The sequence below is a fragment of the Bradyrhizobium sp. SZCCHNS3016 genome, assembly GCF_032484535.1.
Taxonomy (GTDB): domain Bacteria; phylum Pseudomonadota; class Alphaproteobacteria; order Rhizobiales; family Xanthobacteraceae; genus Bradyrhizobium.
This window is the reverse complement of sequence record NZ_JAUETE010000012.1, coordinates 205141-225102: the sequence shown is the minus strand read 5'-3', so window position 1 is coordinate 225102 and position 19962 is coordinate 205141. Positions and strand designations below refer to the sequence as shown.

Here is a 19962-nt window from a genome sequence, read left to right as displayed (position 1 = left end):
CCGCGGTCGCAATTGGCTTGCGCAAACGAAAAGCCCCGGCGGTGAGGCCGGGGCTTCGAAGGTCGCTCGTGTGAGCCGCTGGATCAGTCGCGCTGGCCGAGCAGTTGCAGCAGCAGCGTGAACAGGTTGATGAAGTTCAGGTACAGCGACAGGGCGCCGGTGATCGCTGCGCGCTCGGCGATGTCGCCGCCCGCGGAGGCGTAACCGTAGATGTACTCGTTCTTCAGACGCTGCGTATCCCAGGCGGTCAGGCCGGCGAACACGAACACGCCGATCACCGAGACGATGAACTGCAGCATCGAGCTCGCCAGGAACAGGTTCACGAGGCTCGCCAGCACGATGCCGACCAGGCCCATGAATAGGAACGAGCCCATGCCGGTCATGTCGCGCTTGGTCGTATAGCCGTACAGGCTGAGCGCGCCGAACGTCGCCGCGGTGATGAAGAACACCCGCACGATCGAGGTGTGGGTGTACACGAGGAAGATCGACGACAGCGAGATGCCCATCAAGGCCGAGAACACCCAGAACAGGATCTGCGCGGTCGACGGCGCCAGGCGGTTGATGCCGGCCGAGATCGCGAACACCATGACCAGTGGGGCCAGGATGAACAGCCACTTCAGCGGGCTCACGAACATCGCGTAGCCGAACTGCGTCAGGTACGCGTTGCCGAACTTGAATACGCCGGCAGCCGGATCGCCGGTCACCGACGCCATGTAGACGCCCAGCGCAGCGAGGCCGGTGATGGCCAGGCCGATGCTCATGTAATTGTAGATGCGCAGCATGTAGGCGCGCAGACCGGCGTCGACGGTCGCGGCATCGGCGCGCCCGGCCACCCGGCCAAAGGGTGAAGCATAATTGCGGTCTAGGTCCGACATGGTCGATTCCCGTTGGTTGCCCGGCGGTCCGGTCCTGGCAGGACCTTTAGCCGGTTCTCGAAAAACCCTATCTCATACCCGCTGCCACAGATATTAAATTTGCGTCATCGGCAAAATCGCCATCTTTTGGCAGGTCTCTGAGCCCATTCCCTAGATGGGAAACTAGCATATCCGCCGCAAGCTTCCACGCGCGGCTGAATGTCGCTCCGCGCGCGTCCCAGCCGTATAAATCGCGTTAACCGTGCGGCATGAGCGCGCAAGCCGCTAGAGATTCCGAAGGACCGTCGCCGGCTTCTGGTTGAGCGCAAGCAGGGTGCCGGCCAGACCGAGGCCGACCGTCACGATCAGCGCGGTCAGGACGACCAGCGCGGCGCTGCCCGCCTGCCAGGCGAAGCTCAAGGTCATCAGCCGGGTCACGATCAGCCACGCGGCGACCGACCCCGCGACGACGCCGAAGGCGGCGGTGGCGAAGCCGATCATCAGATATTCCAGCGCGTAGGCGCCGAGCAACCGCAGCCTGGTGGCGCCCAGCGTCTTCAGGATCACGGCATCGTAGACCCGGTGGCGGTGGCCGGCGGCCAGCGCGCCGCCCAGCACCAGGATGGCCGAGATCAGCGTCACCGCGCTGGCGCCGCGGATGGCGAGCGCAAGGTTGGAGACGACCGAGCCGACCGTCTCCATCACCTCGCGGACCCGCACGCTGGTCACCATCGGGAAGGCGTCGGCCACCTTGCGGATGACGCGCGCATCCTCGACGGCATCGGAGCGCGCCTCGGTCAGGGTGGCGACATGGGTGTGGGGCGCGCCCTTGAAGGCATTCGGGGAGAACACCAGCACGAAATTGATGCCGAGCCCCTGCCAGTCGATGGTGCGCATGTTGCCGATCCGCGCCGTGATGTCGCGTCCGAGCACGTTGACCACGATGTCGTCGCCGAGCTTGAGGCCGAGACCGTCGGCGATCCGCTTCTCGATCGAAACCAGCGGCGGACCGCTGTAGTTCTCGCCCCACCACGCGCCCTCGACGACCTTGGATCCCTTGGGAATCTCGGCGGTATAGGTCAGGCCGCGGTCGCTCTGCAGCACCCATTCGGTGTCCGTCGTCGCCTTGAGGTCCTCGGCGCGCACGCCGCGGGCGGAGACGATGCGCCCGCGCAGCATCGGCACGTCTTCGACTGCCGATTGCGGGGCGAGGTCCCTGAGGAAGCCGCGGAAGCGGTCGGCCTCGCCCGAGGGGACGTCGATGAAGAAAAACGACGGCGCCTGCTCCGGTAGCTGTGCCAGGAACTGGCGTCGCAGATTGCCGTCGATCTGGGTGATGGTGACCAGCACGGCGAGCCCCAGCCCGAGCGACAGCACCACGGACGGTGTCAGCGCGCCTGGGCGATAGATATTGCTGACCGCCAGCCGCAGCATCGGGAAGCGGCTGCGCGGCAGGGCGCGCGCAATCGCCATCACCGCGGCGGCAATGCCGCGCAACAGCACGAACACCAGCGCGGCGGCGACGACGAACACCGCGGCGATGCGCTTGTCGTAGGACAGGCCGATCACCACCGCGATCAGCAGCGCGACTGTGCCCGCGATCAGCATCAGATAGCTCCAGCGTGGCCGGTGCCATTCGGCGATGACCGCCTCGCGGAACAACGCCGCCACCGGCACGTCACGCACGCGCCCGAGCGGCCACAGACCGAACGCGAGTGCGGTGAGCAGGCCATAGACGAAGGACAGCGCCAGCTCGTCCGGATGAATAGCCGGGATCACGGGCAGCGGCAGGATGTTGCCGAACAGCCCGACGATGGCAAACGGCAGGGCTGCGCCGGTGCAGAGTCCGATGATCGAACCAATCGTGGCGAGCACCATCACCTGCACGAGGTAGATGCCGAACACGTCGCGGCTGGTGGCGCCGAGCGCCTTGAACGCCGCGATCACCTCGGTGCGGCGGTCGACATGGCTCTTGACCGCATTGGCGACGCCGACGCCGCCGACCAGCAGGGCGGCGAGACCGACCAGGGTCAGGAACTGGGTGAAGCGGCCGATGGTCCGCTCCAGTTGCGGCGAGGCGTTGCTGCGGCTGCGGATCTCCCATCCGGCCGACGGCAGTGTCAGGCGGGTATCGGCGATGAAGGACGCCGCGGCGTGATCGTCCTTGGCATTGTCGGGCAGCCTGACCCGGTAGGTCCAGCGCACGAGACTGCCCGGCTGCAGCAGCGGCGTCGCCCGCAGACCCGCCTCGCTGATCAGGAAGCGCGGCCCGAGGCCGATGCCGCCGGACAATTTGTCGGGCTCGGCCTGCAGCGCGCTGCGAATCTGGAAGCGGACCGTGTCGATCGTGACGATGTCGCCGACCTTCAGGTCGAGCCGGGCCAGCAGCGCCGGATCGGCTGCAGCTCCGTAGACGCCGTCGCGCTCGGCCAGGATGTCGGCCATCGGCAGATCGGGCTGGAGCTCGGCGTTGCCGAGCAGCGGATAGGCGTTGTCGACGGCCTTCAGCTCGACCAGGGCCAGCTTGGCGTCGCTGGAGCGCACCATCGCGCGCAGGGTTGCCGCCAGCGACAGCTGTCCACGCGAGCGCAGGAAGTCGATCTCCTCCGGCTTGGCCTCGCGCTGAAACAGCGAAAAGGCAACGTCGCCGCCGAGCAACGTGCGGCCTTCGCGAACCAGGCCGTCATTGAGGCTCGCCGCCACCGAGCCGACGCCAGCGATGGCGAGGACGCCGAGCGCGATGCAGGCGATGAAGACATAGAAGCCGCGCAAGCCGCCGCGCAGCTCGCGCAACGCGTAACGAACGGGCAGGAGGGCGATCCGGCCGCTCGCGACCGGTTCTGACATGGCGCTCATGCGTCAGCCGGCTCGCGGGCGTCGCTCTCGCTTTCGATCCGCCCCGAGCGCAGCCGCACGACGCGGTCGCACCGGTGCGCGAGGCTGCTGTCGTGGGTCACCAGCACCAAGGTCATGCCGCGCTCGGCGTGCTTGGTGAACAACAGATCGACGATCTGCCGTCCGGTGGTCTCGTCGAGATTGCCGGTCGGCTCGTCGGCCACGAGAATTGCAGGATCGGGAGCGAGGGCGCGGGCCAGCGCCACGCGCTGCTGCTCGCCACCCGACAGCTGGGTCGGATAGTGATGCAGCCGGTGGCCCAGCCCGACCGAGTCGAGCTCGCGGGCCGCGCGCTCGGCGGCGCCGGCGTGGCCGGCCAGCTCGAGCGGCACCGCGACGTTCTCCAGCGCCGTCATGGTCGGGATCAAATGAAAGGACTGGAAGACAATGCCGACCTGGCGGCCGCGGAACCGGGCCAGGGCGTCCTCGTCCAAGACATTGAAAGCGGTCCCGTTGACCACCACCTCACCGCTGTCAGGACGTTCCAACCCCGCCATCACCATCAGCAATGTGGACTTGCCAGAGCCCGACGGTCCGATCAGACCGATCGTCTCGCCCTGTCCGACCCGCAGGCTGACGTCCTTGAGGATATGGACCCGCGCCGCGCCGGTGCCGAGCGAGAGGTTGACGTTCGAGATGGTAATGGTGTCCGGCGCGAGGCCGGCCAAACGCGAGGTTTCGATGAGACTGTCCATGGCTCGGTCATATGGCAACTCCGCAAGCCGGGTCGAGAGGCGCGGACACATCTTCGTGCACATACTCGTGTTGATGCTCGCCTTGATGACAGTCGGGTCCGCGTTCGCGGCTGCCGAGGCTGTCAAGCCGATCAAGCTGGTCGTTCTCGGCGATTCCTTGAGCGCGGGACTCGGCCTGTCTGCCTCAGATGCTTTTCCAGCCAAGCTGCAGAGGGCCTTGCAGGCCCAGGGGCTGCCGATCGACCTCACCAACGCCGGCGTATCCGGGGACACCTCGTCCGGCGGCCGCGACCGGCTCGACTGGTCGGTGCCGGAGGGGACCGAAGCGGTCATCGTCGAACTCGGCGCCAATGACGCGCTGCGCGGCATCGATCCCGCCGTGACGCGCAAGGCTTTGAGCGAGATCGTGACCCGGCTGAAAGCCAGGGGCATCGCCGTCATGCTCTGCGGCATGCTGGCGCCGCCGAACTACGGCAGCGACTATGCCGCGAAATTCAACGCGATCTATCCCGAGCTCGCCAAGGAATTCGGCGTGCCGCTGTATCCGTTCTTGCTCGACGGTGTCGCCGCCGACCCCAAGCTGAACCAGGCGGACGGCATTCACCCCACCGCAGCGGGCGTCGACATCATCGTGTCCAGGCTGTTGCCTACGGCGGAAGCATTCCTGCGTCCGCTTCGTGGGCAATGACGGAACGGAGCCCTGCGCCGATCATTTGCGATAGCCTTAAGGGCCGGGTTTTCCGCAGCTTTTACCGGCGTTAACCCACCTTCCGTCGCGGAGTCATATAAGTTCGGTAGGAATTATGCATTGGCGATTCGTCGTCGATCATTTCTCGAAGGCATGATCTCGTCAATTTTCGAGATCAGCCTCCAGCATCGGGAGTCCTGAAACGATGCCGCGTCTGTTTACTGGACTGGAAATCCCGGCCGAGGTTGGCCACACGCTTTCCGGTTTGCGGGGTGGCCTCCCCGGCGCCCGCTGGATCGATCCCGAAAATTACCATGTGACGTTGCGTTTCATCGGTGACATCGACGGCGCCTCCGCCAACGAGATCGCCTCGATGCTGTGGCGGGTGAACCGCAAGCCGTTCGAAGTGACGGTGCAAGGTCTCTCCAGCTTCGGCGGCCGCAAGCCGCGGGCGGTCGTCGCCAACATCGCGCCGAGCCGGCCGCTGATCGAGCTGCAGGCCGAGCTGGAGCGGCTCATGCAGCGGATCGGGCTCGATCCCGAGGGACGCAAATTCGTGCCGCACGTCACGCTGGCGCGGCTGCACGATGCGTCGAGCCAGGACGTCGCCGACTATCTCTCCGTCCGCGGCTATTTCCCGAGCCGCGTGTTCATGGCCGAGCGCTTCGTGCTGTTCTCGTCGCGTGCCTCGACCGGCGGCGGGCCCTATGTGGTCGAGGACGCCTACGATCTCTCCCCGGGATGAGGTCTGCAGCGCGGTCGTTCAAGCCGGCCGTTCGCTGAGGCCAAGAGCGAAGACGAGCGTCGTTAGCCCCGGGCTAACGATCACGGCGGCGTTTGCGTGCCATATACCAAGACATCACGGCTCCGACGCATGGCGGCTTCCACCATTTGCGGATTGCATTTTCCGTAAGTCTCATGACCTAGAGTGGACTCATGCTGTCCACTCCGTCAGACGCGTTCCGCGCGCAATATCAGTCTTTGGTCGATACCGGTGCGATCGAGCCCGACCCCGCCCAGGCCGAGGTCGCCGACGCGCTGGCGGCGCTGGAGCGCCGGCTCTCCACCTACAAGCCCTCGCGCAAGCAAGGCTTGTTCGGTCGCCTTTTTGCCGACAAGAGCGAGCCGCCGAATGGCCTCTATGTCCATGGCGAGGTCGGCCGCGGCAAGACCATGCTGATGGACCTGTTCTTCCAGAACTGTCCGGTTGAGCTCAAGCGCCGCGCGCATTTCCACGAATTCATGGCCGAGGTGCATGAGCGCATCTACGGCTACCGCCAGAACATCGCGCGCGGCGAGCTCGCCGATGCCGATGTGATCGGGCTCACGGCGCAGGCGATCTTCGACCAGGCCTGGCTGCTCTGTTTCGATGAATTCCATGTCACCGACATCGCCGACGCGATGATCCTGGGCCGTCTGTTCGCCAGGCTGTTCGAGCTCGGCACGGTGGTGGTGGCGACCTCCAACGTCGCGCCTGAAGACCTCTACAAAGGCGGCCTCAACCGCTCGCTGTTCCTGCCCTTCATCAAGCAGATCGCCGACCACATGGACGTGATGCGGCTGGACGCGCGCACCGATTTCCGGCTGGAGAAGCTGGCCGGCGTGAAGATGTGGCTGGTGCCGGCCGATGTCGACGCGCGGGCGGCGCTCGACAAGGCCTGGGCGCGGCTCACGGGTCATGCCAAGTGCAAGCCGCGCGACATGACGATCAAGGGGCGCATCCTGCATGTCCCGTGCTCCGCCAACGGCGTCGCCCGCTTCGGCTTTGCCGATCTGTGCGGAAAGCCGCTGGCAGCCTCGGACTATCTGCGGCTCGCGCACGACTATCATACGATCCTGATCGATCATGTTCCGGTCATGGATCTGGCCGAGCGCAATGCCGCCAAGCGCTTCATCACCCTGATCGATACGCTCTACGACAACGCCGTGAAGCTGATCGCCTCCGCCGAGGCTGACCCGGTTTCGCTCTACATCGCGACCGAGGGCGTGGAGGCCATGGAGTTCAAGCGGACCACCTCGCGCCTGATCGAGATGGGCTCGGACTCCTATCTGGCCCTGCCGCACGGGCGGAAGGACTCGGCGGCATCTGGGACTTCCACGGGGTTGGTCGAAACCTGACAACCACCGGAGCTTTGGCGAGCGCCTGCCGCCGGGCACACAGCCGCGAAAAGGCCACGTCAATCATGCTGAAAGGATCATCAGCGCCCGTCGCCCGGTCCTGATCGAAATCAAGGCACGCCCGCCAATTGGCCATAGCGTGACTTGAACGGCCCGGGCGAAAGGGATAACCACCACTCGACTTTTCAACCTCCCTCACTCCTTCGGGTTCAAAGGAAAATTTGCCATGGCGCGCGACAAGATTGCTTTGATTGGCTCCGGTCAGATCGGCGGAACGCTGGCTCACCTCGTTGGCCTCAAGGAGCTCGGCGACGTCGTGATGTTCGACATTGCCGAAGGCGTTCCGCAGGGCAAGGCGCTCGACATCGCCCAGTCGTCGCCGGTCGACGGCTTCGACGCGCACTATACCGGGGCCAACTCCTATGAGGCGCTCGACAACGCCAAGGTGTGCATCGTTACCGCCGGCGTGCCGCGCAAGCCCGGCATGAGCCGCGACGATCTGCTGTCGATCAACCTCAAGGTGATGGAGCAGGTCGGCGCCGGCATCAAGAAGTACGCCCCGGACGCCTTCGTCATCTGCATCACCAACCCGCTCGACGCGATGGTCTGGGCGCTGCAGAAGGCCTCCGGTCTCCCGGCCAAGAAGGTCGTCGGCATGGCCGGCGTGCTCGACTCGGCGCGTTTCCGCTACTTCCTGGCCGATGAGTTCAACGTCTCGGTCGAGGACGTCACCGCCTTCGTGCTCGGCGGTCATGGCGACACCATGGTGCCGCTGACCAAGTACTCGACCGTTGCCGGCATTCCGCTGCCCGACCTCGTCAAGATGGGCTGGACGTCGCAGGCCCGCATCGACGAGATCGTCGACCGCACCCGCAACGGCGGCGCCGAGATCGTCAACCTGCTGAAGACCGGCTCGGCCTATTACGCCCCGGCGGCGTCGGCGATCGCAATGGCCGAGAGCTACCTGCGCGACAAGAAGCGCGTGCTGCCCTGCGCGGCGCATCTCAACGGCGAGTTCGGCGTCAAGGACATGTATGTCGGCGTGCCCGTCGTGATCGGCTCCAAGGGTGTCGAGCGCATCGTCGAGATCGAGCTCGCGGGCAAGGACCGCGAGGCGTTCGACAAGTCGGTTGCCGCAGTCCAGGGCCTGGTCGACGCCTGCAAGAAGATCGCGCCCGACCTGCTCGGCCGCTGATCAGGGGTCATTCACGGGGCGTAATCTCGCCCACATCGAGTTGCAGGATGTTTGGTATATGGTATACCAGGCATCCTAACAACAATTCTGGTCGTCACCCCATCGCGGGTTCGGGGAGCAAGCGCTTATGAACATTCACGAATATCAGGCCAAGGCACTGCTGCACGAGTTCGGCGTGCCGATTTCCAAGGGCGTGCCGGTTCTCCGTCCGGAGGACGCGGATGCGGCGGCGAGGACGCTCGGCGGCCCGGTCTGGGTCGTGAAGAGCCAGATCCACGCCGGTGGCCGCGGCAAGGGCAAGTTCAAGGAGGCCTCGGCCGGCGACAAGGGCGGCGTCCGCCTCGCCAAGTCGATCGACGAGGTCAACACTTTCGCCAAGCAGATGCTGGGCGCGACGCTGGTGACGGTGCAGACCGGCCCCGACGGCAAGCAGGTCAATCGCCTCTACATCGAGGACGGCTCGGATATCGACAAGGAGTTCTATCTGTCGCTGCTGGTCGACCGCGAGACCTCGAAGGTCGCCTTCGTCGTGTCGACCGAAGGCGGCGTCAACATCGAGGACGTCGCTCACGAGACCCCTGAAAAGATCGTCACCTTCTCGGTCGACCCGGCCACCGGCGTCATGCCGCATCACGGCCGTGCCGTCGCCAAGGCGCTGAAGCTCTCCGGCGATCTCGCCAAGCAGGCGGAGAAGCTCACCACCCAGCTCTACAATGCGTTCGTCGCCAAGGACATGGCGATGCTCGAGATCAACCCGCTGGTCGTCACCAAGCAGGGCCAGCTCCGCGTGCTCGACGCCAAGGTGTCGTTCGACTCCAACGCGCTGTTCAAGCATCCCGAGGTCGTCGCGCTGCGCGACGAGACCGAGGAGGACGCCAAGGAGATCGAGGCCTCGAAGTACGACCTCAACTACGTCGCGCTCGACGGCACCATCGGCTGCATGGTCAACGGCGCCGGCCTTGCCATGGCGACGATGGACATCATCAAGCTCTACGGCATGGAGCCCGCCAACTTCCTCGACGTCGGCGGCGGCGCCAGCAAGGAGAAGGTCGCGGCGGCGTTCAAGATCATCACCGCCGACCCGAACGTGAAGGGCATCCTGGTCAACATCTTCGGCGGCATCATGAAGTGCGATGTCATCGCCGAGGGCGTCGTGGCCGCGGTCAAGGAAGTGGGTCTGAAGGTGCCGCTGGTGGTGCGCCTCGAAGGCACCAATGTCGATCTCGGCAAGAAGATCATCAGTGAGTCCGGTCTGAACGTGCTGCCCGCCGACAATCTCGACGACGCCGCGCAGAAGATCGTCAAGGCCGTCAAGGGAGGCTGAGCGCCGGTCCAGGCGCTCGCTCATTCCTCACCGCAACGCTTTTAGAGAAAGCACGATGTCCATCCTCATCGACAAGAACACCAAGGTCATCTGCCAGGGCTTCACTGGCAAGAACGGCACCTTCCACTCCGAGGCGGCGATCGCCTATGGCACCAAGATGGTCGGCGGTACCTCGCCGGGCAAAGGCGGCTCGACCCATCTCGGCCTGCCGGTGTTCGACACCGTCAAGGAGGCCCGCGAGGCCACCGGCGCCGACGCCTCGGTGATCTACGTGCCGCCGCCGGGCGCCGCCGACGCGATCTGCGAAGCGATCGACGCCGAGGTCCCGCTGATCGTCTGCATCACCGAAGGCATCCCGGTGCTCGACATGGTCCGGGTGAAGCGCTCGCTGCAGGGTTCCAAGTCGCGCCTGATCGGGCCGAACTGCCCGGGTGTCATGACCGCCGGCGAGTGCAAGATCGGCATCATGCCGGCCAACATCTTCAAGCCGGGTTCGGTCGGCATCGTGTCGCGTTCGGGCACGCTGACCTACGAGGCGGTGTTCCAGACCACGTCGGAAGGTCTCGGCCAGACCACCGCGGTCGGCATCGGCGGCGACCCGGTCAAGGGCACCGAGTTCATCGACATGCTGGAGATGTTCCTGGCTGACCCGAAGACGACCTCGATCATCATGATCGGTGAGATCGGCGGCTCGGCCGAGGAGGACGCGGCGCAGTTCATCAAGGACGAAGCCAAGCGCGGCCGCAAGAAACCGATGGTGGGATTCATTGCCGGTGTCACCGCCCCTCCCGGCCGTCGCATGGGTCATGCCGGCGCGATCATCTCGGGCGGCAAGGGCGATGCCGGCTCGAAGACGGCCGCGATGGAAGCGGCTGGTATTACAGTGTCTCCGTCGCCCGCACGGCTCGGCAAGACGCTTGTCGAAAAGTTGAAATCCTGATTCAGGACTTAGTGCTTTTCGGCGCGAATATTTACAATAAATAAGGTAAACGGTCCTAACCGGAGCCTGATCCGCTTTGTCAGCGGGTCAGGCATTGCGCCGTTTTGATTGGGCGCATCGAAATTACCAGGACGCCATCATGTCTCGCCAAGACGCGAACGCCGCCTTCGCCCTGTCGTCTTTTCTGCAGGGCACCAATGCCACCTACATCGATGAGATCTACGCCCGCTACGAGAAGGATCCCGCCTCGGTCGATCCCGAGTGGCAGGAATTCTTCAAGAGCCTGAAGGATGCGCCGACCGACGTGCAGAAGAATGCGTCGGGTCCCTCCTGGGCGCGCAGCAACTGGCCGGTCGCCCCGCGCGACGAGCTGACCTCGGCGCTCGACGGCAACTGGGCGGTGGTCGAGAAGAAGGTCGGCGAGAAGATTGCGCAGAAGGCGCAGACCAAGGGCGTCGAACTGTCGCTGGCCGACGTCAACCAGGCCACCCGCGACTCCGTCCGCGCGTTGATGCTGATCCGCGCCTACCGCATGCGCGGCCACTTCCACGCCAAGCTCGATCCGCTCGGCATCGAGGCGCCGCGCAACCGCGAAGAGCTCGACCCGCGCTCCTACGGCTTCACCGAGGCCGATTTCGACCGCAAGATCTTCCTCGATCACGTGCTGGGCCTCGAATACGGCTCCCTGCGCGAGATCGTCGCGATCTGCGAGCGCACCTATTGCCAGACGCTCGGCGTCGAGTTCATGCACATCACGAATGCGGCGCAGAAGGCCTGGATCCAGGAGCGCATCGAGGGGCCGGACAAGGAGATCTCGTTCACCCGCGAGGGACGCCGCGCCATCCTTCAGAAGCTGATCGAATCCGAAGGCTTCGAGAAGTTCTGCGACGTCAAGTTCACCGGCACCAAGCGCTTCGGTCTCGACGGCGGCGAGTCGCTGATCCCGGCGCTGGAGCAGATCATCAAGCGCGGCGGCAATCTCGGCGTGAAGGAGATCGTGCTCGGCATGCCGCATCGCGGCCGCCTGAACGTGCTGACCCAGGTCATGGGTAAGGCGCACCGGGCGTTGTTCCACGAATTCAAGGGCGGCTCGGCCAATCCCGACGCGGTCGAAGGCTCCGGCGACGTCAAGTATCACCTTGGCGCCTCCTCGGACCGCGAGTTCGACGGCAACCGGATCCATCTGTCGCTGACTGCCAACCCGTCGCATCTCGAGATCGTCGACCCCGTGGTGCTCGGCAAGGTCCGCGCCAAGCAGGATCAGCACGGCGATCCGCCGGACATGCGCATCTCGGTGCTGCCGCTGCTGATGCATGGCGACGCGGCGTTCGCCGGCCAGGGCGTCGTTGCGGAGTGCTTCGCGCTGTCCGACCTGAAGGGCTACCGGACCGGTGGCTCGATTCATTTCATCGTCAACAACCAGATCGGCTTCACGACCTATCCGCGCTATTCGCGCTCGTCGCCCTATCCGTCCGACGTCGCCAAGATGATCGACGCGCCGATCTTCCATGTGAACGGCGACGATCCGGAGGCGGTGGTGTTCGCGGCCAAGGTCGCCACCGAGTTCCGGCAGAAGTTCCACAAGCCGGTCGTCATCGACATGTTCTGCTACCGCAGGCATGGCCACAACGAGGGTGACGAGCCGGCTTTCACCCAGCCGGTGATGTACAAGAAGATCGCCGGTCATCCGTCGACCCTGGAGATCTACTCCAAGCGCCTGGTCGCCGAAGGCGTGATGACCGAGGGCGAGGTCGATAAGGCCAAGGCCGACTGGCGCGCCCGTCTCGACGCCGAGTTCGAGGCCGGCACCTCCTATCGTCCCAACAAGGCCGACTGGCTCGACGGCAAGTGGGCAGGGTTCAAGTCTGCCGACCAGGAAGAAGAAGCGCGCCGCGGCGTGACCGGCGTCGAGCTCGGCCGTCTCAAGGAGATCGGCCGCAAGATCACCAAGGTGCCGGACGGCTTCCGCCTGCACCGCACGATCCAGCGCTTCCTCGAGAACCGCGCCAAGGCGATCGACAGCGGCATCGGGATCGACTGGGCGACCGGCGAGGCGCTGGCGTTCTGCTCGCTGCTCCTGGAAGGCCACAAGGTTCGTCTGTCCGGCCAGGACAGCGAACGCGGCACCTTCTCGCAACGTCACTCGGTCTTGATCGACCAGGAGGACGAGAGCCGCTACACGCCGTTCAACCATCTGGCGCCGGAGCAGGGCCATTTCGAGGTCATCAACTCGCTGCTCTCGGAAGAAGCCGTGCTCGGGTTCGAATACGGCTACTCGCTTGCCGAGCCCACTGCGCTGACGCTGTGGGAGGCGCAGTTCGGCGATTTCGCCAACGGCGCCCAGGTGCTGTTCGACCAGTTCATCTCGTCGGGTGAGCGCAAATGGCTGCGCATGTCCGGCCTCGTCTGCCTGCTGCCGCATGGCTATGAGGGCCAGGGCCCCGAACATTCGTCCGCCCGCCTTGAGCGCTATCTGCAGATGTGCGCTGAGGACAACATGCAGGTGGTCTATCCGACCACGCCGGCGAACTACTTCCATGTCATGCGTCGGCAGCTGCATCGCGAGATCCGCAAGCCGCTGATCGTGATGACGCCGAAGTCGCTGCTGCGCCACAAGCGCGCGGTGTCGCGGCTCGAGGAGCTGGCCAAGGGAACGACCTTCCACCGCATCCTGTACGATGACGCCCAGATGCAGGCGGACGACAAGACCAAGCTGGTGCCGGACGATCAGATCCGCCGCATCGTGCTGTGCTCGGGCAAGGTCTATTACGACCTGTACGACGAGCGCGAGAAGCGCGGGCTCAACGACGTCTATCTGATGCGCGTCGAGCAGCTTTACCCGGTACCGCTCAAGGCGCTCGTCGCCGAGCTCGGCCGCTTCAAAAACGCCGAAGTCGTCTGGTGCCAGGAAGAGCCGCGCAACATGGGCGCCTGGCATTTCATCGAGCCGTATATCGAGTGGGTGCTGAACCAGACCGGCGGCAAGAGCAAGCGTCCGCGCTATGCCGGCCGCGCCGCGTCGGCGGCCACCGCCACGGGCCTGATGTCGAAGCATCTTGCGCAACTGAAGGCGCTGCTCGACGAAGCCCTGAACTGAACCTGCCTATAGAGGCGCCCCGCAAGCCATGCGGGGCGCAAGTACATCGCGTTGATCGTCCGTCCCGCATCGCTTGCTCGCTGCAAGGCGATGGCGGACGGACTTTATGGCCGCACGGGTTATTGAGGATAAAAGACCATGACTGAAATTCGCGTTCCGACGCTGGGTGAATCCGTCACCGAAGCTACCATCGGCCGCTGGTTCAAGAAGGCTGGCGACGCGGTTGCCGTCGACGAGCCCCTCGTCGAACTCGAGACCGACAAGGTCACGATCGAGGTGCCCGCGCCGTCGGCCGGCACCTTGGGCGAGATCATCGCCAAGGATGGTGAGACGGTCGCCGTCGGAGCGCTGCTCGGCCAGATCACCGATGGCGCCGCGGCTGCCAAGCCGGCCGCTGCTGCTCCGGCTCCGGCAAAGCCCGCTGCCTCCGCGCCGCCGGCTGCGGCACCTGCGCCGGCCAAGGCGCTGCCAGCCGATACGCCGCAGGCCCCGTCGGTGCGCAAGCTCTCGGCCGAGAGCGGCGTCGATGCCACCACCGTGCCCGGCTCGGGCAAGGACGGCCGCGTCACCAAGGGCGACATGCTGGCCGCGATCGAGCGCGCCGCCTCGGCGCCGACTCCGGTCAATCAGCCGGCCGCCGCCGTGCAGGTGCGTGCGCCGTCGCCCGCTGACGATGCGGCGCGCGAGGAGCGCGTGAAGATGACCCGGCTGCGCCAGACCATCGCGCGCCGCCTCAAGGACGTCCAGAACACCGCGGCCATGCTCACGACCTTCAACGAGGTCGACATGACCAACGTGATGGCGCTGCGCAGCCAGTACAAGGACGTGTTCGAGAAGAAGCACGGCTCGAAGCTCGGCTTCATGGGCTTCTTCACCAAGGCGGTGGTGCAGGCGCTGAAGGACATTCCGGCGGTCAACGCCGAGATCGACGGCTCGGACCTGATCTACAAGAACTACTATCACATCGGCGTCGCCGTCGGCACCGACAAGGGCCTGGTCGTGCCGGTCGTGCGCGACTGTGACCACAAGTCGATCGCCGACATCGAGAAGGGCATCGCCGATTTCGGCCGCCGCGCCCGTGACGGCCAGCTCAAGATCGACGAGATGCAGGGCGGCACCTTCACGATCACCAATGGCGGCATCTACGGCTCGCTGATGTCGACCCCGATCCTGAACGCGCCGCAGTCCGGCATTCTTGGCATGCACAAGATCCAAGAGCGGCCGGTGGTGGTCGGCGGCAAGATCGAGGTGCGGCCGATGATGTATCTGGCGCTGTCCTACGACCATCGTGTCATCGACGGCAAGGAGGCGGTGACCTTCCTGGTGCGCGTCAAGGAGAGCCTGGAGGATCCGGCGCGGCTCGTGCTGGATCTCTGAGCAACGTCATATCTGATGCTCGAGAGGCGCGCCGAAAGCGCGCCTCAAACCTAACGGGGGCCATCATGACCGATCGAGTTGCAGTGATCACCGGCGGCAGCCGCGGCATCGGCCGTGCGACCGCTATTGCGGCCGCATCGCGCGGCTTCAAGATCGTGGTCGGCTACGCCTCCAACGAGGCGGCGGCGCAGAGCACGGTGGCCGCGATCGAGGCCAAGAACGGCAAGGCCATCGCGGTCAAATGCGACGTCGGCCGCGAGCACGACATCCTCGCTCTGTTCAAGGCGGCCGACAAGTTCGGCACCCTCGGCGCTCTCATCAACAACGCCGGCATCGTCGGCCCCACCACGCGCGTCGACGAGATGAGCGCGGAGCGCATCGAGCGGTTGATGGCGGTCAACGTCACCGGCAGCATCCTGTGCGCACGTGAGGCCGTGAAGCGGATGTCGACGCGGCATGGTGGTCAGGGCGGCGTCATCATCAATTTGTCGTCGGTCGCGGCCAAGCTCGGCTCGCCCAACACCTATGTCGACTACGCCGCCTCGAAAGGCGCGATCGATTCCTTCACCGTCGGCCTCGGTCACGAGGTCGCGAACGAAGGCATCCGCGTCGCGGCGATCCGCCCGGGCCTGATCGACACCGAGATCCATGCCTCCGGCGGCGAGCCCGATCGCGCCCACCGCCTTGCCCCCATGGTGCCGATGAAGCGCGTCGGCACCGCGGAGGAAATCGCCAATGCCATCGTCTGGCTGCTGTCGGACGAGGCCTCCTATGTCACTTCGGCCATTCTCGACGTGTCGGGCGGACGCTGACGACCGTCGTCATCTTTGACTGCAAGCTTACGGAACATTCGATCATGGCATCTTACGATCTCGTCGTCATCGGCACCGGACCCGGTGGGTATGTCTGCGCCATCCGCGCGGCGCAGCTCGGCATGAAGGTGGCCGTAGTCGAGAAGAACGCCACCCTCGGCGGCACCTGCCTCAACGTCGGCTGCATGCCCTCGAAGGCGCTGCTGCATGCCTCCGAGCTGTTCGAGGAGGCCGGGCACTCCTTCGCCAAGATGGGCGTCAAGGTGTCGCAGCCCGAGCTCGATCTGCCGGCGATGATGAACTTCAAGCAGCAGGGCATCGACGGCAACGTCAAGGGCGTCGAGTTCCTGATGAAGAAGAACAAGATCGACGTGCTCGTGGGCAAGGGCAAGATCCTCGGCACCGGCAAGCTGCAGGTGACCGGCAATGACGGCGCGGTGCAGACCGTCGAGACCAAGAACATCGTGATCGCGACCGGCTCGGACATTGCGCGCCTGAAGGGCATCGAGATCGACGAAAAGCGCATCGTCTCGTCGACCGGCGCGCTGTCGCTGGAGAAAGTGCCTTCGAGGCTGCTGGTGGTCGGCGCCGGCGTGATCGGGCTCGAGCTCGGCTCGGTGTGGCGCCGCCTCGGCGCCAAGGTCACCGTGGTCGAATTCCTCGACCGCATCCTGCCCGGCATGGATGGCGAGATCGCGAAACAGTTTCAGCGCATCCTCGAGAAGCAGGGCTTTGCGTTCAAGCTCGGCGCCAAGGTCACCGGCGTCGATACGTCCGGGGCTACGCTCTCGGCGACCATCGAGCCCGCCGCGGGCGGAGCGGCTGAAAAGATCGAAGCCGATGTCGTGCTGGTGGCGATCGGGCGCGTGCCCTACACCGACGGTCTTGGCCTGCAGGAGGCCGGCGTGGTGCTCGACAATCGCGGCCGCGTCCAGATCGATCACCATTTCGCGACCAGCGTGCCGGGCGTCTATGCCATCGGCGACGTCGTCGCCGGGCCCATGCTCGCGCACAAGGCCGAGGACGAGGGTGTTGCGGTCGCCGAGATCATCGCCGGACAGGCCGGCCATGTGAACTACGACGTCATTCCCGGCGTGGTCTACACGACGCCGGAAGTCGCGTCCGTCGGCAAGACCGAGGACGAGCTGAAGCAGGCGGGCGTCGCCTATACCGTCGGCAAGTTTCCGTTTACCGCGAACGGTCGCTCCAAGGTCAATCAGACCACTGACGGCTTCGTGAAGATCCTTGCGGATGCGAAGACGGATCGCGTGCTTGGCGCCCATATCATCGGCCGCGAGGCCGGGGAAATCATTCACGAGGCCGCCGTATTGATGGAGTTCGGTGGCTCTGCCGAGGATCTCGCGCGCACCTGCCACGCGCATCCGACGCGGTCGGAGGCCGTCAAGGAAGCCGCGCTTGCGGTGGGCAAGCGGGCCATCCATATGTGATGGACGCCCGGAGACGCCTTCGGTGGGTGCGACAAAACGCCCGCTGGTGACGCTGAACCGAACGGCAAGGCGCGAGGTCGTATCGTCATAGCGGCCTCAACCCGCGGGGCCTGGCGGAGATGGAGTCCGATGCTGCGCCGCCTGCTTCAGCCGTTCTGGGTTCTGCTTGCGATCATCTTCCTGATCGAAGCTTGGTTGTGGGACCATCTCGAGCCGATCGTGGCGCGCATCGTCGCCGCGATACCACTGCGTAGCTTCAAGCACTGGCTGGCCGCGCGCATCGAGACGTTGTCGCCGGCGCTGACCCTGATCGTCTTCGTCGTGCCGGTCGTGCTGCTGTTTCCGCTCAAGCTGATCGGCATGTGGCTGCTGATGCACCAGCAGTGGAAGTTTGCGCTGGCCACGATCGTGTTCGGCAAGATCGTCGGTGTCGGCGTCACCGCCTTCATCTTCGATGTGACGCGCAGCAAGCTGCTGCAGATGTCCTGGTTCGCGTGGCTCTACGAGGCCGTGCTCGCGCTGCGCAGGAAAGCCGCGGCGCTGGTCGATCCGATCAAGCAGCGCATCCGCGAGATCATCCGCGGCAATGCCGATGGCTGGTCATCGCGCGTGCTGCGCGTGATCATGCGCTTCCGCAGGAGCGTGCAGCAGGCGCGCTGACCTCGGACGTCATCACGCGGCTTCGTTCGACCGGGCCACATTCTTCGTCATTCCGGGGCAATCGGCTGCGTGCAGTCGCAACGCGGCTGCGCGCTGACGATTGAACCCGGAAGCTCGAGATGAAAGAGAACGAACGCAAGCCAAGCTCGAGATTCCGGGTTCAAGGCCTGCGGCCTTGCCCCGGAATGACGGCTTTCCTGACTAATGCAGATGCAGCAGATGCGGCTGGAACAGGCCGAGCAACGTCATGGCAATACCGATCAGCGCGAGCCCTCCGGACGCCCAGGCCAGCACGAGCATGCCCGTGATGATCGTCGCTGACGCCAGCACGATGCCGATCTGGAAGGCGGCCGACGCCAGCTCATAGTGGTGATATTTCGCCGTCGCCTCGTCGCGTTCGTGCTCGGCATGCTTGGCGCGCTCGGCGAGTTGCTCGCTGCCTTCGCCGGTCTCGGGCTCGGAGCGATAGCGCGCGGCATTCTTCTGCCAATCGTCGATCTGCTTCTGCAACGCCGCCTTGGCTGCCTCGTCAGGCAGCGCCGGCAAGCTCAGCTTGCCCTGCTCGGCGGCGGTCTGCACCACGGTGCGGCGAACTGTCTTGGCCTGGAAGAAGGCCCAGAGGTTCGAGGCCTCGACGTTCTTGCTGATCGATTCGGTCTGCGCGCCCTTGCCGAGCGTCTCCGAGAGCGCCAGGAACAGGGCTATGACGGCGATCAGCAGCGCGATCTTCTTGTTTTCGCCCGACGCATGCTCGGCATGCTCCGCATGCTCCATGCTCTCATGTGCGCTCATCTGTTCCCCTCCGGATCAAGCAACCAAGACGATTGCCGGAACCGGGCGGACAGCGCAAGCGAAACGATATGAACGAAAGATGTCACCGCCGCGGATGCGCTGACGCATACACCTGCAGCAGGCGCTCCGAATCGATGCCGGTATAGACCTGGGTCGTCGACAGCGAGGCGTGGCCGAGCAACTCCTGGATCGCACGCAGGTCGCCGCCGCGCGACAGCAGATGCGTCGCGAAGGAATGGCGCAGCGCGTGCGGCGTGGCGCTGTCGGGCAGGCCGAGCGCGCCGCGCAGCCGCTCCATCGTCAGCTGGATGATGCGCGGGCTCAACGGGCCGCCCTTGGCGCCGAGGAACATCGGCCCGTCCGCAGACAGCGGATAAGGACAAAGCTTGGCGTACTCGTCGATCAGCTGCAGCACATTCTGCAGCACCGGCACCATGCGGGTCTTGTTGCCCTTGCCGGTCACGACCAGCACGTCGCCTTCGCCCGGCCGTGGCACCTCGCGGCGCTTGAGGCCGAGCGCTTCGGAGATGCGTAGGCCGGAGCCGTAGAGCAGGGCCATCACAGCGGCGTCGCGCGCCAGCACCCAGGTCTCCCGGGTCTCGCCGGCGCGCTCGTCGGCATCGGCGAGCCGCTTGGCGGCATCCATCGGCAGGGGCTTGGGCAGGCTCTTGGCGATCTTTGGCGCGCGGATTCCGGAGAGTGCGCCGACCTTGCCCTTGCCCTCGCGCTCGAGGAAGCGGCCGAACGAGCGCAGGCCCGCCAAGGTTCGCATCAGGGAGCGTCCGGCGATGTCGTCGGCGCGGCGCATCGCCATGAAAGCGCGGATGTCGGCCGCCTCCAGCCCGGCGAAGCGCGCCAGCGTCACCGGCTCGCCCCAATGGGTGCAGAGGAATTGCAGGCACTGCCGCAGGTCACGGGCATAGGCCTCGACCGTCTTCGGCGACAGCCGGCGCTCGCTGCGCAGATGCGCCAGCCACTGCATCATGACCCGTACCACGCCCTCGTCGGCGCCGATGAGGTCGGTTTGCTCGGGCTTCTCCGCCGCTGATGTCGTGGTCGCAGCCATC

16 protein-coding genes are annotated in these 19962 nt (G+C 65.4%); 11 read left to right on the top strand and 5 right to left on the bottom strand.

Going from position 1 to position 19962, the window contains the following annotated elements; translation table 11 throughout:
- Positions 1-83: 83 nt before the first annotated feature.
- The 3 genes from QW881_RS22915 to QW881_RS22905 form a co-directional block, all read right to left on the bottom strand.
- Positions 84-875, bottom strand: a complete 792-nt coding sequence (locus QW881_RS22915) for a Bax inhibitor-1/YccA family protein (RefSeq protein WP_315740702.1) — start codon at positions 873-875, stop codon at positions 84-86.
- 264 nt (positions 876-1139) lie between these two features.
- Positions 1140-3710 (bottom strand): ABC transporter permease, encoded by a 2571-nt coding sequence (locus QW881_RS22910; protein ID WP_315757139.1) that lies wholly within the window; start codon positions 3708-3710, stop codon positions 1140-1142.
- Positions 3707-4444, bottom strand: coding sequence for an ABC transporter ATP-binding protein (locus QW881_RS22905; protein ID WP_315757140.1), 738 nt, complete (start codon positions 4442-4444; stop codon positions 3707-3709). Before QW881_RS22905 ends, QW881_RS22910 begins: the two co-directional genes overlap by 4 nt.
- A gap of 55 nt (positions 4445-4499) precedes the next feature.
- On the opposite strand from QW881_RS22905, the gene QW881_RS22900 reads away from it, so the two are divergent.
- The 11 genes from QW881_RS22900 to QW881_RS22850 all read left to right on the top strand — a co-directional run bounded on the left by QW881_RS22900 (position 4500) and on the right by QW881_RS22850 (position 18103).
- Positions 4500-5132 carry an arylesterase gene (locus QW881_RS22900; protein WP_315757268.1) on the top strand — a complete coding sequence of 211 codons (633 nt, stop codon included), beginning with the start codon at positions 4500-4502 and terminating at the stop codon, positions 5130-5132.
- A 205-nt stretch (positions 5133-5337) separates the two neighbouring features.
- A complete protein-coding gene (thpR, locus tag QW881_RS22895) occupies positions 5338-5877 on the top strand; it encodes an RNA 2',3'-cyclic phosphodiesterase (RefSeq protein ID WP_315740705.1) in 540 nt (179 codons plus the stop codon).
- A 191-nt stretch (positions 5878-6068) separates the two neighbouring features.
- Positions 6069-7250: a cell division protein ZapE gene (gene zapE, locus QW881_RS22890; RefSeq protein ID WP_315757141.1), complete on the top strand. Its 1182-nt coding sequence runs from the start codon at positions 6069-6071 to the stop codon at positions 7248-7250.
- Positions 7251-7476: 226 nt separating this feature from the next.
- Positions 7477-8445, top strand: a complete 969-nt coding sequence (gene mdh / locus QW881_RS22885; RefSeq protein ID WP_009031546.1) for a malate dehydrogenase — start codon at positions 7477-7479, stop codon at positions 8443-8445.
- A gap of 127 nt (positions 8446-8572) precedes the next feature.
- Entirely contained in the window at positions 8573-9769 is a 1197-nt protein-coding gene (gene sucC, locus QW881_RS22880) for an ADP-forming succinate--CoA ligase subunit beta (protein WP_315757142.1), read from the top strand.
- Positions 9770-9824: 55 nt separating this feature from the next.
- Positions 9825-10709, top strand: coding sequence for a succinate--CoA ligase subunit alpha (sucD, locus tag QW881_RS22875; RefSeq protein ID WP_172184319.1), 885 nt, complete (start codon positions 9825-9827; stop codon positions 10707-10709).
- Between the two features lie 139 nt (positions 10710-10848).
- Positions 10849-13806 carry a 2-oxoglutarate dehydrogenase E1 component gene (locus QW881_RS22870; RefSeq protein ID WP_315757143.1) on the top strand — a complete coding sequence of 986 codons (2958 nt, stop codon included), beginning with the start codon at positions 10849-10851 and terminating at the stop codon, positions 13804-13806.
- Positions 13807-13944: 138 nt separating this feature from the next.
- Positions 13945-15183 carry a 2-oxoglutarate dehydrogenase complex dihydrolipoyllysine-residue succinyltransferase gene (gene odhB, locus QW881_RS22865; protein WP_315757145.1) on the top strand — a complete coding sequence of 413 codons (1239 nt, stop codon included), beginning with the start codon at positions 13945-13947 and terminating at the stop codon, positions 15181-15183.
- Positions 15184-15248: 65 nt separating this feature from the next.
- A complete protein-coding gene (locus QW881_RS22860; protein WP_315757146.1) occupies positions 15249-15995 on the top strand; it encodes an SDR family oxidoreductase in 747 nt (248 codons plus the stop codon).
- A gap of 44 nt (positions 15996-16039) precedes the next feature.
- On the top strand, positions 16040-17443 hold the full coding sequence (gene lpdA, locus QW881_RS22855) for a dihydrolipoyl dehydrogenase (RefSeq protein WP_315757147.1): 1404 nt from the start codon (positions 16040-16042) through the stop codon (positions 17441-17443).
- Between the two features lie 129 nt (positions 17444-17572).
- Positions 17573-18103, top strand: a complete 531-nt coding sequence (locus QW881_RS22850) for a hypothetical protein (RefSeq protein WP_315757148.1) — start codon at positions 17573-17575, stop codon at positions 18101-18103.
- A gap of 201 nt (positions 18104-18304) precedes the next feature.
- On the opposite strand, the gene QW881_RS22845 is transcribed toward QW881_RS22850, so the two are convergent.
- Both QW881_RS22845 and QW881_RS22840 read right to left on the bottom strand, forming a co-directional pair.
- Positions 18305-18895, bottom strand: a complete 591-nt coding sequence (locus tag QW881_RS22845; RefSeq protein ID WP_315757149.1) for a DUF4337 domain-containing protein — start codon at positions 18893-18895, stop codon at positions 18305-18307.
- An 82-nt stretch (positions 18896-18977) separates the two neighbouring features.
- Entirely contained in the window at positions 18978-19961 is a 984-nt protein-coding gene (locus QW881_RS22840) for a tyrosine recombinase XerC (protein WP_315757269.1), read from the bottom strand.
- Between the last annotated feature and the right edge of the window lies 1 nt (position 19962).

Excerpts from the sequence above, each read along its gene's own strand:
- mdh (WP_009031546.1), top strand. The coding sequence starts at position 7,477 with ATGGCGCGCGACAAGATTGCTTTGATTGGCTCCGGTCAGATCGGCGGA.
- QW881_RS22870 (WP_315757143.1), top strand. The coding sequence starts at position 10,849 with ATGTCTCGCCAAGACGCGAACGCCGCCTTCGCCCTGTCGTCTTTTCTG.
- sucC (WP_315757142.1), top strand. The coding sequence starts at position 8,573 with ATGAACATTCACGAATATCAGGCCAAGGCACTGCTGCACGAGTTCGGC.
- sucD (WP_172184319.1), top strand. The coding sequence starts at position 9,825 with ATGTCCATCCTCATCGACAAGAACACCAAGGTCATCTGCCAGGGCTTC.
- QW881_RS22905 (WP_315757140.1), bottom strand. The coding sequence starts at position 4,444 with ATGGACAGTCTCATCGAAACCTCGCGTTTGGCCGGCCTCGCGCCGGAC.
- lpdA (WP_315757147.1), top strand. The coding sequence starts at position 16,040 with ATGGCATCTTACGATCTCGTCGTCATCGGCACCGGACCCGGTGGGTAT.
- QW881_RS22845 (WP_315757149.1), bottom strand. The coding sequence starts at position 18,895 with ATGAGCGCACATGAGAGCATGGAGCATGCGGAGCATGCCGAGCATGCG.
- QW881_RS22860 (WP_315757146.1), top strand. The coding sequence starts at position 15,249 with ATGACCGATCGAGTTGCAGTGATCACCGGCGGCAGCCGCGGCATCGGC.
- QW881_RS22915 (WP_315740702.1), bottom strand. The coding sequence starts at position 875 with ATGTCGGACCTAGACCGCAATTATGCTTCACCCTTTGGCCGGGTGGCC.
- QW881_RS22910 (WP_315757139.1), bottom strand. The coding sequence starts at position 3,710 with ATGAGCGCCATGTCAGAACCGGTCGCGAGCGGCCGGATCGCCCTCCTG.
- QW881_RS22850 (WP_315757148.1), top strand. The coding sequence starts at position 17,573 with ATGCTGCGCCGCCTGCTTCAGCCGTTCTGGGTTCTGCTTGCGATCATC.
- QW881_RS22840 (WP_315757269.1), bottom strand. The coding sequence starts at position 19,961 with ATGGCTGCGACCACGACATCAGCGGCGGAGAAGCCCGAGCAAACCGAC.
- thpR (WP_315740705.1), top strand. The coding sequence starts at position 5,338 with ATGCCGCGTCTGTTTACTGGACTGGAAATCCCGGCCGAGGTTGGCCAC.
- zapE (WP_315757141.1), top strand. The coding sequence starts at position 6,069 with ATGCTGTCCACTCCGTCAGACGCGTTCCGCGCGCAATATCAGTCTTTG.
- odhB (WP_315757145.1), top strand. The coding sequence starts at position 13,945 with ATGACTGAAATTCGCGTTCCGACGCTGGGTGAATCCGTCACCGAAGCT.